This window comes from Paenarthrobacter sp. 10N417, assembly GCF_056394745.1.
Genome location: NZ_JBFTIL010000029.1, coordinates 49,868 through 64,580, shown reverse-complemented (window position 1 = coordinate 64,580; position 14,713 = coordinate 49,868). Strand labels below are relative to the sequence as shown.

The following is a 14,713-nucleotide window of genomic DNA, read 5'->3' as shown; positions in this document are numbered from 1 at the left end:
ATCTCCTCGGCGACCTGTTTCACCGACCGGTTCGTGGACAAAACAAGCCGCACAGCATCCTCACGGAAAGCCGCATCGTATTTTCTTCTGGGCGTGGTCATCTGAACTGAAGCTCCCATCAAGCTGTCTCACAAAACCATACGACCGCAGCGGGATGTTCTCTCACGTCGTGGCGCTTCTGGCGGGATGTTCTCTCACGTCGCGTTCTTGGCAAACCCGGATGCAACGGATGGATCCATCCATGCAGTCCGTAGCGCCCGCTTGATCTGCAGAACGGCGTTGCCAAAGTTGTCCGCCAGGTCCTCTTTTCCGAAAACGAGGACAGTCCACCCCGCTGCTCTAAATGCCTTATCCCTGCGCCGATCGCTATGGATCTGTTCCTCCTCAAGGTGATGGCCGCCGTCGTACTGGATCGCGAGGCGACGGCTCTTGAAACCCAAGTCTGCTGACGGCGAGAACGGGTCGTCCGCGCGGAGCATCACCTGGAGCTGAGGCTCGGGCAAGTTGGCATCGAGCATGGCTAAACGAAGCAAAGTCTCTGGAGCTGAGTCGGCCCCGACGCGCATGAGGTCCAGGGCTTCCCGTGCCCGGACTACGCCTTGACGGTTCTTGTGCCGTTCGACCATGCTCCGAAGCCCTTCGGCAGTGGCGAACGGTGTATCGCGCCCCTCAAGATTCAGCCGTGGAATGCGAATCAACTGATCTGCCACGCATACGAGGTCATGAAGGGGGAGACGACGCGCCAAGTCCAGCCATGTTCTAGCTCGAGTGCTCATCCAAATCCCTTGGACTTGCTCAATTTCTCCCTCGAAGAGCGTTTCAGTGTGCCCTATGATGCCTTTGCGCCGGACCGACGGCAGACGTCGCGGTTTGCTCAAATGCAATTCATTTGAATCCGATAGCCACGCCGGCAAGACAAAACCATGGAGCCTGGCTGCCGTTGTATGGGAGATCCAAGCGCCAGGGCTGGCTGACGAGAGGGAACGGGCAGCTGACGAGAGGTCGAAATCCCAATCCGTCGGCCGATACAAGCCCCGGCTCACAGGAACGATGCTACTGCTGCGCCAAATGTCTGAAGGATCGATGCCCGCTGCCTTGGCGTCGTTCAGGCTGAAAGGTCCCAAGAGCTGGCTGGATTGGTTGAGTAACGAATTCTGCATACCCGCATTGTTCCTTGGAAGCCGCTAAGCGTGCAGAAGTTATCCACAGGTAGGCCGGCAGTGCCAGAGGATGTGGGAGAGGAACGCTGGAAACGCGTGGGGATGTGAGGGAGGAACGCTGGAAACGCGTGGGGATGTGAGGGAGGATCGGCTAGCGGGGCCCGCGGAACTTTGAGAATCCACGCCATAGCCCGTAGATGGCGCCGCCCACGGTTGCGGCTTTGAGCCCCAAGGTTGCCGCACGCCGTCCGGATCGGAAATCGTAGACGGGCCAGTTGTTGTCGCGGGCATGCCGGCGCAGCTTCGAATCGGGGTTGATCACCACGGGGTGGCCCACCAGAGTGAGGAGCGGGATGTCATTGGCGGAGTCGCTGTAAGCCCAGCAGTGGTCCAAGTCCAAGCCTTCTTGGTCAGCTATGAGCTGGACCGCGATGGCTTTGGCCGGGCCGTGCAGAATGTCACCGACAAGCTTGCCGGTATACATTCCGTCATGGACTTCGCCGACGGTTCCCAGCGCGCCCGTCAGGCCCAACCTTGTGGAGATGACGGTGGCAACCTCAATAGGGGTCGCCGTCACCAGCCATACCCTTCGGCCTACACGGAGGTGTTGCTCGGCGAGCGCTTTGGTTCCAGGCCAGATCCGGGACTCGATCATTTCGTCATAAACTTCTTCGCCCAGGGCTTTGATGTCCTCCACAGTGATCCCGGCGGCCAACGTCAGGGCTGAGTCGCGCACGGCATGGACGTCGTCCATGTTCTCGCCGCGCATTACAAACTTGAACTGCTTCCACGCGAAGCCAGCCGCCTGGGACAGCGTGAAGGCCTTGCGTTCGTACATCTTGCGGGCCACATGGAAGAGGCTTGCGCCCTTCATCAAAGTGTTGTCGACGTCGAAGAAAGCGGCTTCGCCGGTGTGCTGCGGAACCTTGGCGTCGGCGACCACAGCGGCGTTCTTCTCGTCGGGCATGCCTTGAGTCTAGTCAATCGCCAGGCCCCGGCGTTGAGGGCGCACGGTGGGGCTGCCCCGTGGGGATGTGCAAGAGCGTTGGTGGAAACCGGTCGGGATTTGAGAGAGCGTTGGTGGAAACCGGCCGGGATTTGAGAGAGCGTTGGGGGAAAGCGGTCAGGATGTGAGACAGCATCGGTGGGAAACCGGTCAGGATGTGAGAGAGCGTTGGGGGATTGGGCGGTGGATGTGAGAGAGGGTTGGGGCGGTTACCGTTGTGTCATGGCTATTCCCGACGTCGTTCTCCTCACCAAAGCTGACTGCCACCTGTGCACGGAGGCGCGTGCCGCCGTCGAACGCGTTACCTCGGCGCTGGGCGTCCAGTGGACCGAGCAGGGAATCGACGGTAACGCGGAATTGCAGGAGCGTTACGCGGAGGAAATTCCCGTGGTGCTGGTGGATGGGGTCCAGCGCGACTTTTGGAAGATCGACGAGCAGCGCCTGACCCGTACTTTGAAAAGAGTCCTTGAAAGCTGAGGATCAGGGGGACTCTGTTACCCGGAAGTATCGGCTTTTGTTGAGTCCGGCCAAGGGCCATAGAGTGGAACAACAAGCGACGCAATGGAGAAAACCGTGACTGCGCTGGAACCGTCCCCGGGGGCAACAAGCGGGGACAACGAACCTGCCGCCAAGCAGATCCCGCCCGCGGCTGTGGCCCGGATGACCCTCTATTTGCGCGCGCTCAACTCCCTCCTGGCAGAAGGCGTGGAACGTGTGTCATCGGACGCGTTGGCCGAGGCTTCAGGCGTCAGCTCCTCCACGCTTCGCAAAGACCTTTCCTACGTCGGCTCGTACGGGACCCGCGGGGTGGGCTATGAAGTTCAGTACCTGAGCCGTCACATTGCCGCAGCACTTGGCCTGACGCACGATTGGAAGGTCGCAATTGTCGGTGCCGGTAACCTCGGCAAGGCGCTGGCGCGGTACGGCGGCTTCGAATCCAGAGGTTTCGACGTCGTGGCTATTTTCGACGCGGACCCCATGGTGATCGGCAACGAGGTGGGTTGGTTGCGGGTCAGCGATTCAGCGGAACTTGAACGCGTCCTGGAACGCACCCACACCAACATGGTGGTGCTGGCTTTGCCGGCCACCGTTGCCCAGGCAGTTTGCGATCGCGTCATCGCTGCAGGGATCCGGAGCATCTTGAGCTTTGCTCCGGTTCTCCTGCAGGTTCCGCCGCACGTGAACCTCCGCAAGGTGGACATGGCCACCGAGCTGCAGATCCTGGCCTACCACGCACAACGGGCGCAAACACCGGGTCAGGCTGTCTAGCCGTACCGGGTCCGCGCCCGTTGAGTTGTTATAGAAAGCTTGTCGGCTTAGCGGCCGTAAGGGTTCTGGTAAGGGTTGCCGAAAGGCTGCGGCTTGCGGAAGTACGGAGCCGACGCCGGCAGGTACAGCAGGACGATCGCGGCAACTCCCAGCAGGATCACCAAGAGCTGCAGGATGCCGTACGTGGCACCGAACTGGAACAGTCCGGCGAGGCCAAGGACAGAGATTGCCGCGAAGACGGTGCCCAGGATCCTGGCCCAGTTCTTGCCCTTGCGGACCGGGAATGCAACCAATGCATAAAGGCCCAGGGACACGATGGCCCCAATGATCGCGGCAACGACAATGCCGCCACGCATGCCTTCGATGGAGCCTTCCGGGAATTCAGTGCCCTGCTGTGCCGCCTGCTGGAGCATCGAATTGATGAAGGCATCCGAGCCCGTGGTGGCCAGGATCAGCGAGCTGATGGCAGACAGGATGCCCGCTGCGATGATCATCCAGAAGGAGATGTTGACCAGCTGCGGAACCGTAGTGGGTCCTGGCTGCTGGCTGGGCCAGTTGGTGTCCTGGCCATATTGCGGGGCCTGCTGACCATAGGGAGAAGGCTGCTGGCCGTACGGGGACTGCTGACCAAACTGTGGCGACTGCTGGCCAAACTGCGGGGACTGCTGGCCGTACTGGGGAGCCGGGGGCTGACCGTACTGGGGCGCGGACGGGGACTGCTGACCGTACTGTGGAGCGCTCGGCTGCTGACCATACTGGGGAGTCTGCTGACCGTACTGCGGTGCCTGCTGACCATACTGGGGCGTGGATGGTTGGCCCGGCTGCTCAGGCTTGTTGGCATCGCCCTTGTTCGCGTCGCCCGAATTGGCGTCCCCCGTGTTGGACGGCGGGTATGGAGGGTTGCTCATGGCATTCCTTTGCTTGTTCGACTGCTGGTGCGGCTGCCGGGATCAGCAAAAAGACCCTGCCCCCAGCCTGATTCTGCTTCCACCGTACCTCTGGGATCCGGCGCTGCGGATGATCACACGCAGGAATTTGCTGCTTGGCGGTGAAATCATCACGATGGCGTACGCCTTCATGATGAAGGCCGTGGTGGTCCGATGGATCACCACGGCCTTGTACACCTGTCAGGGTGGCTCGGATGCGAGCCCGACGGCGGTACTTCAGGGGGTTACACGGCGCCCTTTACTGCCTTGAACCACAACTGCGAGTTCGGCAACCACATCAGCACAACGGCCACCGCGCTGACCAGGAAGCCAAACCAGTTGCCACCCAGGCCTGCACCGGGTCCGCCGGCGTTGATGGAGCCAAAGATGGCGAGCAACAGCGAAACCGCGGCAAGGACGGTGAGGGCAAGGCGTGCCCATTCCTTCCCTTCCTTCATCTTCATGGCCAGCACTATCTGGGCGGCTGCAACAGCAAGGCTGATGATCAGGAGAACCAGAAGGAGTGCGGCAACCCCTGGCATGAACGCGAAGGCCGCGATGATGGCGAAAAGCCCAATGAGGCCAAAGAGGAGGCCCAGGAGTCCGGAGATCACCCAAATGAAGTAGGACACTTTGAGCTCAGTGGGCAGGCCCATGGTCTTGAAGAGGCCCGAGAAACCACCTTGCGGAAGGACGTCATTGAAGTTGCGGGGTCCGTCGGTGGGCATTTCGAAGTGGAAACCACCCGGCTGTCCTGGTTGCGTCGGCTGACCCGGTCCCGGCTGACCCGGTCCCGGCTGCGAATACTGTCCGGGTTGCGAATACTGGCCAGGTTGCGACGGCGGCTGGTAGCCCTGGGGTGGTTGGTAGCCCTGCGGCGGTTGGTAACCCGCAGGAGGAACGTTGCCGGGCTGCGGAGGCTGGGCGCCGGGCTGCTGAGGCTCTGGTGCTTCATCTGGGTTACTCATGGCATCACTTTAGACCGCAGGTTGAAGGATGCATAGGAAATTCGGAGCTACTTCGCAGCTAACTACAGGCTGGTTGCCGAATAATCGCAGGGTGACTTCTGAGTACGCGAAACGGCGCCCCCACAGCGGAACTGTGGTGGGGCGCCGTTTGCTCGGGACTGCCTTGCAAACTCCCGTGGAAGCTGCTGCGGAAACTGCCTGGGAGTCAGGCAGCTGCCGGTGCGATGAACGCGAGTTCCAGGTTGATGACCACCTTGTCGCTGACCAGCACGCCGCCAGCCTCAAGCACTGCGTTCCAGGTGAGGCCGAAGTCTTTGCGGCTGATGGTGGTTTCGCCGGAGACGCCTGCACGGGTGTTGCCGAAGGGATCCACTGCCACGCCGTTGAATTCGGTTTCGATGGAAACTTCCTTGGTCACGCCCTTAATGGTGAGATCGCCCACAAGATCGAAGCCGTCGCCGTTTGCCTTGACGTGGCGGGAGACGAAAGTGATCTCCGGGTACTTCTCCACATCGAAGAAGTCTTCGCCCTTGACGTGGCCGTCGCGGTTGACGTCTCCGGAGTCAAAGCTGGCGGTCCGGATGGTTGCGTTGACCTTCGAGTCGGTCAGCGTCTCGCCAACTTCGAGGGTGGCGTCGGCATCCTTGAAGACGCCGCGGACCTTGCTGATGCCTGCGTGGCGGACTGTGAAGCCGATCTCGCTGTGGGAAGCGTCGAGGGTCCAGATGCCGGTGGTGACGTTGGCGGGAAGGGTCATCATGATGTTGCTCCTGTATGTAGTGGAAGGTACCGCTGGCTTGCCCGGTCGACTGGTTGATGCATTTACTTGAAACGTCAACCGAGCTTCGTGTCTAGTATAAACATGCATATGCATCTTTTATTCCAACTCTACGGAACATTTCTGGAAAACTTTGAGTTCTACTAGCGGTAGAAGATTTCGGATCGCCCCGCTTCTTTGAGAAACTGGTAAACATGCCCCAAGCAACTGTCCATCTGCTTCGCCATGGCGAGGTCCATAATCCCGATGGCGTCCTCTATGGCCGGCTGCCTGAATTCCATCTGTCCGAGCGGGGCCGGGAGATGGCACGCATGCTGGCTGAGCACTTCGCCGTCCGCGCAAGCGAGGGTGCCAGGATTGTCCACCTGGTAGCCTCGCCGCTGACGCGCGCCCAGGAAACGGCCATGCCCACTGCGGAGGCACTCCATCTCGAGATCCATACAGACCCGAGGATCATCGAAGCGGAGAACCACTTCCAGGGACTCCACCCCACCCGCAGCGAATTCTTGAAGCCCAAGCACTGGTTCTATTTCCGGAACCCCCTGCGCCCGTCCTGGGGCGAGCCCTACAAAGAGCAAGCCGCGCGGGTCCTGGCTGCTGTTGAAGACGCACGGGTCAAGGCAATCGAACTGGGTGGCGACGGCGCTGAGGCGATCCTTGTCAGCCATCAGCTTCCCATCTGGTCCACCCGTCTGTCCGCCGAGGGCCGCCGGCTGGCGCACGACCCCCGTAAGCGTGAATGCACCTTGACCTCCCTGACATCCCTGACCCTGGACGGCGACGGCAAGATTGTGCGGGTCGAATACAGCGAACCTGCTGCGGTGCTCYTTCCCGGTGCAGCAAGCACCCCGGGGGCGTAGACAGATGGATAACAACCTCTCGCGCCGCGGCGTGCTCACAGCCGGTGGTGTCCTGTTGGCAGGACTTACCATGGGCCTGTCAGCCTGCGCCCAGAAGGACTCCCTCGCAGAGCAAGCCCGAAAAGGCGATAACAAGAACTATGTAGCCGGGGATGGCTCCGTCACCGAGTTCGCCAAAGCGGACCGCGCTGCACCCGTGGCGCTCAAGGGCACACTCTTCAACGGAGACACGGTCAAGCCCGAAGACCTCAAGGGCAAGGTCACGGTCTTGAACTTCTGGTTCGCGGCCTGTGCCCCCTGTCGCGTCGAAGCTCCCCAGCTTGAAGCCCTGCACCAGGAGTTCAAGGACCAAGGCGTTCAATTCTTCGGCGTTAACCTGCGTGACGAGAAAGCCACGGCGGAGGCCTTCGACAAGACCTTCAACCTCACCTACCCGAGCTTCAACGACAAAGACGGTGCCGTGCTCCTGTCCGTGTCCGGAATCGTTCCTCCGGGTGCGGTGCCCACCACATTGGTCCTGGACAAGGAGGGCAAAGTTGCCTCCCGTGTCCTCGGCGAAATTGAGAAGAGCACTTTGAAGGCCCTCATTACGTCCGCAGTGGCTGAGTAGTACCGATGAACAGTCCTTTCGCCGAGACGATACTGAATGGATCCTTACTGCTTGCCGTGCCGGTTGCGCTGCTGGCGGGACTCGTCTCGTTCCTTTCGCCGTGCGTCCTGCCCCTCGTCCCCGGTTACCTCGGCTACGTCACGGGACTGACCGGCGTCGACCTCCAAAAGCAGCGGCGAGGCCGGATGCTGGCAGGTATTGGACTGTTTGTGCTGGGCTTCTCGGTAATCTTCGTCCTCCTGGGCGGTGCGTTTGGCCAACTCGGCACCCTCCTGACTGGCCCGCAAAACGCCTGGATCACCCAACTGCTGGGCATTCTGGTCATCCTTATGGGCATCGTCTTCATGGGTGGCTTTGGTTGGCTGCAACGTGACGCCAAAATTCATGCAAAGCCTCCGGCCGGCCTATGGGGCGCGCCGCTCCTGGGGCTGACATTCGGCCTGGGTTGGGCCCCATGTATCGGGCCCACATACTCCGCGGTACAGTTGCTGAGCTTGTCCGGCGGATCGTCGGCGGCAAAGGGTGCGCTTTTGGCCTTCGTTTACAGCCTTGGCCTGGGCATCCCGTTCCTCTTGATCGCCCTTGCCGTGCGGCGGGGCATGGGCGTCATGTCCTTCTTCCGGACACACCGCCTGGCGATCCAGCGGTTTGGCGGAGGCATCCTGATTTTGCTCGGCATCCTGATGGCCACCGGTGTGTGGGGAACCTGGGTGACCGAGTTGCAGTACTGGTTCCAAACCGATGTGAAGTTGCCAATCTGATGAGCGAGTCCGTGAAAGCCAAGAAGAAGTCACCAGCCGCTGAAGGCACGACCACAGCGGAAGGGAAACTGCAAAAGGCCAAGTCCGAGGCCGCGCTGCCGTCCCTCGGTATCCTGGGCATGCTTCGGTGGGCCTGGACCCAGTTGACGAGCATGCGGACGGCGTTGTTCCTGCTCCTCCTGTTGGCTGTGGGCGCGGTGCCGGGGTCCCTGTTCCCGCAGCGCGCAGCGAATCCTGCGGTTGTCACCCAGTACATCAAGGACAACCCCTCCTACGGGCAGCTTCTCGATGCCCTCCAGCTCTACGACGTCTACTCGTCGGCCTGGTTCTCGGCCATCTACATCCTGCTGTTCATCTCCCTGATCGGCTGCGTCACCCCGCGTGCCATCGCCCATTACAAAGCGATGAAGTCGCAGCCGCCGCGCACTCCCAAGCGCCTTTCGCGCCTGCCGGAGTACGGCACGCTCGCGCTGCCCGCCGACGCCGGGATTCCGGCGTCGAAGGCTATCAACGATGCTGCTGGACTGCTCAAGAAGCGCGGTTACCGCGTGGAGGTCAGGGACGTCGACGGCGACCTCCCGTCCTTGGGTGCCGAGCGCGGCTTCCTGAAGGAAGTCGGGAACCTGGTGTTCCACACTTCGCTGATCGGCGTGTTGGTTTCCGTGGCGATCGGCGGCCTTTTCGGGTACAGCGGCCAGCGGATCCTGGTGGAAGGTGAGACGTTCGTCAACACCCTGGTGGGCTACGACCAATTCACGCCAGGCACCAACTTCCAAAGCAGCTGGCTCCAGCCTTACTCCATTCAGTTGGACAAGTTTGAGGCCACCTTCGATCGCGAGTCGCCCAAAAAGATCGGCCAGCCCATCGACTACACGGCCGAGGTCACCACCAAGGAAAATCCGGATTCTCCGGCGAAGAAGGAAACCCTCAAGGTCAACGATCCCATTTCACTGGGTGGCACCAGCCTCTACCTCACCGGCAACGGCTACGCACCCGTGGTCACTGTTCGCGATGGCGAAGGCAACATTGCTTTCCAGGGGCCGGTCACAGCCAAGGTTCAGGGCGATAACTACTACTCATCCGTGGTCATCAAGGTGCCGGATGGCAAACCGGACCAGCTGGCGTTCCAAGGCTTCTTCCTGCCCACGGCCTTCAAGTCCGAAAATGGCATCTCCTTCAGCGCAAGTCCCGAACTCTTCAACCCACAGTTGAGCCTGGATTCCTACTACGGCGACCTCGGCCTGGACAAGGGCGTTCCCCAGAACGTGTTCGAGCTGGACGTCAGGAATCTCCAACAGCTCAATGGCCGAAAGCTTGAAGCCGGCGGAATCACGCTGGCCCCAGGAATGACCAAAACGTTGCCGGACGGCAAAGGCAGCATCACCTTCGATGGCGTCAAGAAGTACATTGGCATGGATGTCCACCACAACCCTGGCCAGTTGTACGCCTTGATTTTCGGCCTCCTGGCCGTTGCTGGCCTGGTCACTTCGCTCTACGTTAACCGCCGCCGCGTCTGGGTCCGCACCGGAACGCACCAGGACGGCCGCACCATGGTGGAATACGGCCTGCTGGCCCGAGGCGAAGACCATCGACTCGCAGGCGAAGCAGCAGCCCTCCGTGAACTTTTTGCCCGGGAATGGCAGATCCCCACTGACTCCGATATGCCGGCACCAACCCCCACAGTCTCTTCCCCAACCTCGAAGGACCAGTAATGCCCGTCATCAACGAAACCCTGGGCCAGTACAGCGAGCTGTTCATGCTGTTGGCCGCCGGCACGTACACCGTGGCGTTCATCGCGTTTGCCTGGGACCTGGCCAAGAGCAGCAAGGCGCTGCGTGCCATCGACGCGAAGGCTGCTGCCAGCGCTCCTGCAGTGAAGGTTGCCGTGGCGGCTGGCCGCGCCAGCGGAAGCTTGGGAGGCCCCGACGCCGGTGGGCCGGCTGGCCGTGCCGAGCGTCCGACGTCGGGCCTCACCATTGAGGGTGGCACCGCGGCAGGCGACATGAAGTACGGCGCCGAACGCCGCGTGCCCGCCCGGGTGGCTGTGGCACTCACAGTACTGGGCGTGCTCATTCATGGCGCGGGCGTTGTGACGCGTGCACTGGGCGCAGGCCGGGTGCCTTGGGGCAATATGTACGAGTTCCTCACCACCGGCGCATTCGTAGCCGTGGCCGTTTTCCTCATCGTGCTCATCCGCCGTGACCTGCGGTTCCTGGGTACGTTCGTCATCGGGTTGGCCATCATCATGCTGGTGGCTGCCTCGGTGTCCTTCTGGACGCCGGTGGGCCACCTCGTTCCGGCCCTCCAGAGTTACTGGCTGATCATCCACGTTTCCATCGCGGTGCTCTCTTCGGCCCTGTTTACCTTGACGTTCGCCATGTCCGCGCTGCAGTTGGTCCAGTCGTACCGGCAGAAGAACCTGGCCGCCGGCCGCGCTGACAAGCTTGGCTTCATGCGGGTGGTTCCAAACGCGCTGAGCCTGGAAAACCTGTCCTACCGCATCAACGCGATCGCTTTCATCGGCTGGACGTTCACCCTCATGTTCGGTGCCATCTGGGCTGAGAAGGCCTGGGGCAGGTTTTGGGGCTGGGACCCCAAGGAAGTGTGGACGTTCGTTATCTGGGTGGTCTACGCCGGATACCTCCACGCACGGGCTACACGCGGTTGGACGGGAACCCGCGCAGCGTGGTTGTCGATCGTTGGCTACGCGTGCGTGATCATCAACTTCACACTCGTCAACACCGTTTTCAACGGCCTGCACTCATACTCCGGGCTCTGAGCAGACCGCTTTCGAGGCCGACCCCCTCGCTGGCGTTCAGCCACAGTGGGCGCGGTTAGATTTCCGTCGCGCGTCGGCGTCCGCTGAGCAACCATGCTGTGGTGGAGGGCAGGAACAAAAGGATCAGGCCTGCCGCAGCCAAGACGTACTGGACGGCAAGCAGCACGGTGGACAGGACGCCCGCGCCTCCCGGGGCTACGACGTAATCTGCGGTGATTACGGTGACCACGGCGTGCAGGAGGATCAGCGGTGCAAGCAGCCACCGCGCCCAGCTGCGGCGCTTGAAGGCCACAGCCAGCAGGACCGCTTCCATCGCGACCACCAGGGCAAGCATGGCCAGGCTTCCGAGGAACACGACGGCGGTTGCACCCTCGACTGCCAGGGCGTCACCATCGGGGAGCTTGCCTGCGATAACACCCTTCAGGCGGTCCAGGTGCGAGTCGCGGGCGAGGAGACTGGTGATGACTACTGCGACTCCTGCGACAAAGCTGGCTACCCACAAAATTCTGGACAGCAGTGCTGGACCTGGTGGCCGCACGACGTCGTCAATGGGTGGATGTGCAAGAGTCGGTGGCCCGCCGCTGGGGGATGCGGAAGTAAATGACTGCCGTGATCCATCAGCTTGCTGGGCCATGTTCCCTACTTCAGTTCGTCGGTGCCATGGGTATCCGGCTCCCCGCGTTTGGCATCGCCGGACTTGTATCCGGGGGCTTTATTGCCCTGGCTGCCCTCCGCGCCATCAGCACCCTTGAGCTTCCGTTCCTTGGCTTCAAGCTCTGCCTTGAGCTTCTTGAGGCGCTCTTCTTCGGCGGTGTTCCGGCGGCGGGTTTCCAGGTTGCGGAGGAACTCGGGATCATCATCCGGGGCGGTAGGGTGGCGGCGGATGGGCTGCGCCGAGGGCTTGCCGTAGGGCCGCCCGAAGATGAACCAGAGGACGGCACCCAAGAGGGGCAGGAGGATCATGACGACGATCCAAGCGGGTTTGGAGATGCCGCGTGTGAACCTGCCATCCGTACGTATCACGTCCACGAGGGCGTAGACGAAGATAACAAGGACGACGACGACGCCAACAACCCGGAGCATGCACCAAGTCTAGTCGCCGTAAGGCATTCACTGGACGCCCCGTTCCGGCTGTGATCAGAGTGCAACCATCCGGGCGGCTAAACTTGGATAGTGGCTTTCCTGAAGTATTCCCTCATCCGTTTGGCGCTGTTCGTGCCGCTGTTCATCCTGTTCGCCTTTTTGCAGGTGGGCTGGATCCTGGCCGTGGTCTTCGCGGGACTGATCGCGTTCGCCATCAGTTACCTCTTCTTCCAGAAACAGCGCGACGCCGCCACTGCGGCCATGCGGGAACGCTTTTCCGGCCGGGCCAAGCCCATCCGCACCGCTGGTGAGGTTGAGGACGCCGAGGCAGAGGATAGCCTCGTGGAGCAGAACCCGGACATCGCCGTCAACAACGACAAACGCCCGGGTTCCAAGTAGGAAAAGGTTCCCAGTAGGGAAACCTAGAAGCCGCGGCTCAGAATCAGGCCGAGCGAGAACAGCAGGCTGTAGCCGAGGTTGATCAGGCCGGTCTGCTTGAGCACGGGAATGAGGCTCTTGCGCTTCTTGCCGTTCACCATGAGCCAAGCGGGCATCAGGCAGGCGGGGATCAGCAGGAGAACGATCAACATCCACGGCTTGGTGGGCGCCAGCACAATCACCAGCAGGATGGCGACGGCCAGCATCAACACGTAGCTCTCGCGGGCATGCCTGTCTCCAAGACGCACGGCCAGAGTGCGTTTCCCGGCCGCCGTGTCCGTGGGAATGTCCCGGACGTTGTTGGCCATGAGCAGGGCGCAGGCGATGAGCCCCGTACCGATCGCGCCAATGACGGCAGCAAGGCTGACCTGCCCCGCTTGGGTGTACGTGGTGCCGAGCGTTGCCACCAGCCCGAAGAACACGAAGACGAAGACGTCGCCCAGGCCAAGGTAGCCGTAGGGGTTCTTGCCGCCCGTGTAGCCCCAGGCTGCCAGGACGCAACCAAGGCCTACCAGGATCAGCCACCAGGTCTGGGTAATGATGACCAGGATCAGCCCGCACACCATGGCGGCGCCGAACAATCCGAAGGCCGCCCACTTCACTTGCTCCGGCTTGGCGAGTCCGGAACCAACCAGGCGCAGCGGCCCCACCCGGTCCTCGTCGGTCCCACGGATGCCGTCCGAGTAGTCATTGGCGTAATTGACGCCGACTTGGAGAAGGAGCGCCACGAGCGCCGCCAGGATCGCGTTCGGCAGCCGGAAAGCATGGAGCTCGAACGCCGCTGCCGAACCGATCAGTACGGGCGCGATGGCCGCGGGCAGTGTGCGGAGCCGGGCTCCTTGAATCCATTGTGCAGCTGTCGCCACGTGCAGTACCTCGTGTGTTTCGCGTTGATCTTTAGTCGGAGTCATGAGGGCAGAACCTCTCTATTGTCCCTGATGCGCGGCGGATAGCTGGTCGATCATGGCCAGCCTGTCCGGTTTTCCGTTGGGCAGCATGAGCAATTCCTTCTCCGCCAGGACCGTCTTCGGCGCCAGGACGCCCAGTGCGGCTTCGCCTCCGGAAGTGAAGCCCTTGATGCCTTCCGGCGATGGATCTGTCATGGCCACGTAAGCTGCAACGGCCTGGCCCCATTCACGCGACGGGACACCCGCGACGAAAGCCCCGCTGACGCCGTCGAGCTCTTCCAGCTTGCTTTGGATGTACGCGGCGGAGGCTTTGACGCCGCCGGTGATGATGACGTCGTCGGCGCGGCCCAGGACGGTGAGCTTGCCGTCGCCGGTAACTTCGCCGAGGTCGCCGGTGACGTACCAGCGCACGCCGTCCTCTTCGAAGAACGCGGCCTTCGTCGCGCGCGGCGCGTCAAGGTAGCCCGCCGCCACCGTCTCGCCACCTAGCAGGATGCGGCCTTCCAGTTCGCCCTCGCCGATGCGGACCTCGACGCCGTCCAGGGGCTCGCCGTCGTACACGCACCCGCCGCACGTCTCGGCCGAGCCGTACGTGGTGACAACGTGGAGTCCCTCCGCGTGGGCGTTTGCCAGCAGCTCGGACGAAGCCGGCGCGCCGCCCAGCAGGATGGCATTGAAGCGGCGCAGCACGGCAAGGGTTTCCGGGGCGGGTGAGTCCAGGAGCCGCTGCAGCTGGGTGGGTACCAGCGAGGTGAAGCGGATCTTGTCCGTCAGTTCCTCGGCGGCAGCCGTGAATGCCTCAGGCGTGAAGCCGTTCGACTGATCCATCACCCAGGGCCGCGTCCCGGCGTAGAGGGAGCGAACCAGGACCTGCACGCCAGCCACGTACTGAAGGGGGAGCGCGAGCAGCCACTGGCCTTCGCCGCGCAATGCCATGGCCGTGGCCACAGAGGACGCAGCCAGGGCATCCACAGTGAGGACAGTCGCCTTGGGCGTCCCGGTGGAGCCGGAGGTTCGGACCACCACTGCAGTCTCTTCCACGCCGGTCTCTACCGGAACGGCTTCCGGCCGTCCGTCCTCGTGAACCACAATTTCGACGGCGGGACCCTCGCCATGCAGGGCAGCGGCCAGTGCTTTGAGTACGGGATCGATGTCCACAGGGATGTC

General features: G+C 62.1%; 18 protein-coding genes. 8 read left to right on the top strand and 10 right to left on the bottom strand.

The genetic code is table 11. The features are described 5' to 3' along the window. From AC1DCM_RS24850 to AC1DCM_RS24840, 3 genes are all read right to left on the bottom strand, one after another. Window positions 1-101: transposase (locus tag AC1DCM_RS24850; RefSeq protein WP_442002713.1), on the bottom strand; the 101-nt coding region annotated here is incomplete at its 3' end. A 93-nt stretch (window positions 102-194) separates the two neighbouring features. Further along, on the bottom strand, window positions 195-776 hold the full coding sequence (locus tag AC1DCM_RS24845) for an endonuclease domain-containing protein (protein WP_442018884.1): 582 nt from the start codon (window positions 774-776) through the stop codon (window positions 195-197). 535 nt (window positions 777-1,311) lie between these two features. Continuing rightward, window positions 1,312-2,127 (bottom strand): HAD family hydrolase, encoded by an 816-nt coding sequence (locus AC1DCM_RS24840; RefSeq protein WP_477520087.1) that lies wholly within the window; start codon window positions 2,125-2,127, stop codon window positions 1,312-1,314. Window positions 2,128-2,388: 261 nt separating this feature from the next. Here AC1DCM_RS24840 and AC1DCM_RS24835 point away from each other — a divergent pair, with 261 nt between their 5' ends. Together AC1DCM_RS24835 and AC1DCM_RS24830 are read left to right on the top strand one after the other, a co-directional pair. After that, a complete protein-coding gene (locus AC1DCM_RS24835; protein WP_477520088.1) occupies window positions 2,389-2,643 on the top strand; it encodes a glutaredoxin family protein in 255 nt (84 codons plus the stop codon). Window positions 2,644-2,727: 84 nt separating this feature from the next. Next, window positions 2,728-3,435 carry a redox-sensing transcriptional repressor Rex gene (locus AC1DCM_RS24830; protein WP_431116402.1) on the top strand — a complete coding sequence of 236 codons (708 nt, stop codon included), beginning with the start codon at window positions 2,728-2,730 and terminating at the stop codon, window positions 3,433-3,435. Window positions 3,436-3,482: 47 nt separating this feature from the next. Here the strand turns inward: AC1DCM_RS24830 and AC1DCM_RS24825 are convergent, their stop codons facing one another. The 3 genes from AC1DCM_RS24825 to AC1DCM_RS24815 all read right to left on the bottom strand — a co-directional run bounded on the left by AC1DCM_RS24825 (window position 3,483) and on the right by AC1DCM_RS24815 (window position 6,086). Then, a complete protein-coding gene (locus tag AC1DCM_RS24825) occupies window positions 3,483-4,343 on the bottom strand; it encodes a hypothetical protein (protein ID WP_477520089.1) in 861 nt (286 codons plus the stop codon). A gap of 263 nt (window positions 4,344-4,606) precedes the next feature. Further along, the gene (locus tag AC1DCM_RS24820; protein WP_477520086.1) at window positions 4,607-5,329 is read right to left on the bottom strand and encodes a hypothetical protein; all 723 of its coding nucleotides are present in this window, start codon (window positions 5,327-5,329) and stop codon (window positions 4,607-4,609) included. 205 nt (window positions 5,330-5,534) lie between these two features. Next, window positions 5,535-6,086 (bottom strand): YceI family protein, encoded by a 552-nt coding sequence (locus AC1DCM_RS24815; RefSeq protein ID WP_477516828.1) that lies wholly within the window; start codon window positions 6,084-6,086, stop codon window positions 5,535-5,537. A 215-nt stretch (window positions 6,087-6,301) separates the two neighbouring features. On the opposite strand from AC1DCM_RS24815, the gene AC1DCM_RS24810 reads away from it, so the two are divergent. Genes AC1DCM_RS24810 through ccsB form a run of 5 tightly spaced genes read left to right on the top strand, consistent with a single transcriptional unit; the run spans window position 6,302 to window position 11,117 of the window. Beyond that, on the top strand, window positions 6,302-6,967 hold the full coding sequence (locus AC1DCM_RS24810) for a histidine phosphatase family protein (RefSeq protein WP_477520085.1): 666 nt from the start codon (window positions 6,302-6,304) through the stop codon (window positions 6,965-6,967). A 4-nt stretch (window positions 6,968-6,971) separates the two neighbouring features. Further along, on the top strand, window positions 6,972-7,577 hold the full coding sequence (locus AC1DCM_RS24805) for a TlpA family protein disulfide reductase (protein ID WP_442003492.1): 606 nt from the start codon (window positions 6,972-6,974) through the stop codon (window positions 7,575-7,577). A 5-nt stretch (window positions 7,578-7,582) separates the two neighbouring features. Next, window positions 7,583-8,338 (top strand): cytochrome c biogenesis CcdA family protein, encoded by a 756-nt coding sequence (locus tag AC1DCM_RS24800; protein WP_442018880.1) that lies wholly within the window; start codon window positions 7,583-7,585, stop codon window positions 8,336-8,338. Continuing rightward, window positions 8,338-10,050, top strand: a complete 1,713-nt coding sequence (gene resB, locus AC1DCM_RS24795; RefSeq protein ID WP_442018879.1) for a cytochrome c biogenesis protein ResB — start codon at window positions 8,338-8,340, stop codon at window positions 10,048-10,050. Before AC1DCM_RS24800 ends, resB begins: the two co-directional genes overlap by 1 nt. After that, window positions 10,050-11,117, top strand: a complete 1,068-nt coding sequence (gene ccsB, locus AC1DCM_RS24790; RefSeq protein ID WP_442018878.1) for a c-type cytochrome biogenesis protein CcsB — start codon at window positions 10,050-10,052, stop codon at window positions 11,115-11,117. The genes resB and ccsB overlap by 1 nt, the downstream gene beginning before the upstream one ends. Before the next feature lie 55 nt (window positions 11,118-11,172). Here ccsB and AC1DCM_RS24785 read toward each other — a convergent pair whose 3' ends face one another. Then, window positions 11,173-11,751: a hypothetical protein gene (locus AC1DCM_RS24785; protein ID WP_442018877.1), complete on the bottom strand. Its 579-nt coding sequence runs from the start codon at window positions 11,749-11,751 to the stop codon at window positions 11,173-11,175. Window positions 11,752-11,756: 5 nt separating this feature from the next. Beyond that, window positions 11,757-12,200, bottom strand: coding sequence for a PLD nuclease N-terminal domain-containing protein (locus AC1DCM_RS24780; protein ID WP_442018876.1), 444 nt, complete (start codon window positions 12,198-12,200; stop codon window positions 11,757-11,759). A gap of 87 nt (window positions 12,201-12,287) precedes the next feature. Here AC1DCM_RS24780 and AC1DCM_RS24775 point away from each other — a divergent pair, with 87 nt between their 5' ends. Next, window positions 12,288-12,599 (top strand): DUF4229 domain-containing protein, encoded by a 312-nt coding sequence (locus AC1DCM_RS24775; protein WP_442003607.1) that lies wholly within the window; start codon window positions 12,288-12,290, stop codon window positions 12,597-12,599. Between the two features lie 23 nt (window positions 12,600-12,622). Here the strand turns inward: AC1DCM_RS24775 and AC1DCM_RS24770 are convergent, their stop codons facing one another. Then, complete coding sequence (locus AC1DCM_RS24770; RefSeq protein ID WP_431120303.1) at window positions 12,623-13,504, bottom strand: 1,4-dihydroxy-2-naphthoate polyprenyltransferase; 882 nt, start codon at window positions 13,502-13,504, stop codon at window positions 12,623-12,625. Window positions 13,505-13,564: 60 nt separating this feature from the next. After that, window positions 13,565-14,704 carry an AMP-binding protein gene (locus AC1DCM_RS24765; protein ID WP_442018875.1) on the bottom strand — a complete coding sequence of 380 codons (1,140 nt, stop codon included), beginning with the start codon at window positions 14,702-14,704 and terminating at the stop codon, window positions 13,565-13,567. Window positions 14,705-14,713 lie beyond the last annotated feature (9 nt).

What these genes read in the sequence shown, in the direction of transcription:
- AC1DCM_RS24835 (WP_477520088.1), top strand. Translation starts at nt 2,389, where the DNA reads ATGGCTATTCCCGACGTCGTTCTCCTCACCAAAGCTGACTGCCACCTG.
- AC1DCM_RS24840 (WP_477520087.1), bottom strand. Translation starts at nt 2,127, where the DNA reads ATGCCCGACGAGAAGAACGCCGCTGTGGTCGCCGACGCCAAGGTTCCG.
- resB (WP_442018879.1), top strand. Translation starts at nt 8,338, where the DNA reads ATGAGCGAGTCCGTGAAAGCCAAGAAGAAGTCACCAGCCGCTGAAGGC.
- AC1DCM_RS24805 (WP_442003492.1), top strand. Translation starts at nt 6,972, where the DNA reads ATGGATAACAACCTCTCGCGCCGCGGCGTGCTCACAGCCGGTGGTGTC.
- AC1DCM_RS24800 (WP_442018880.1), top strand. Translation starts at nt 7,583, where the DNA reads ATGAACAGTCCTTTCGCCGAGACGATACTGAATGGATCCTTACTGCTT.
- ccsB (WP_442018878.1), top strand. Translation starts at nt 10,050, where the DNA reads ATGCCCGTCATCAACGAAACCCTGGGCCAGTACAGCGAGCTGTTCATG.
- AC1DCM_RS24780 (WP_442018876.1), bottom strand. Translation starts at nt 12,200, where the DNA reads ATGCTCCGGGTTGTTGGCGTCGTCGTCGTCCTTGTTATCTTCGTCTAC.
- AC1DCM_RS24845 (WP_442018884.1), bottom strand. Translation starts at nt 776, where the DNA reads ATGAGCACTCGAGCTAGAACATGGCTGGACTTGGCGCGTCGTCTCCCC.
- AC1DCM_RS24820 (WP_477520086.1), bottom strand. Translation starts at nt 5,329, where the DNA reads ATGAGTAACCCAGATGAAGCACCAGAGCCTCAGCAGCCCGGCGCCCAG.
- AC1DCM_RS24815 (WP_477516828.1), bottom strand. Translation starts at nt 6,086, where the DNA reads ATGACCCTTCCCGCCAACGTCACCACCGGCATCTGGACCCTCGACGCT.
- AC1DCM_RS24830 (WP_431116402.1), top strand. Translation starts at nt 2,728, where the DNA reads ATGGAGAAAACCGTGACTGCGCTGGAACCGTCCCCGGGGGCAACAAGC.
- AC1DCM_RS24785 (WP_442018877.1), bottom strand. Translation starts at nt 11,751, where the DNA reads ATGGCCCAGCAAGCTGATGGATCACGGCAGTCATTTACTTCCGCATCC.
- AC1DCM_RS24825 (WP_477520089.1), bottom strand. Translation starts at nt 4,343, where the DNA reads ATGAGCAACCCTCCATACCCGCCGTCCAACACGGGGGACGCCAATTCG.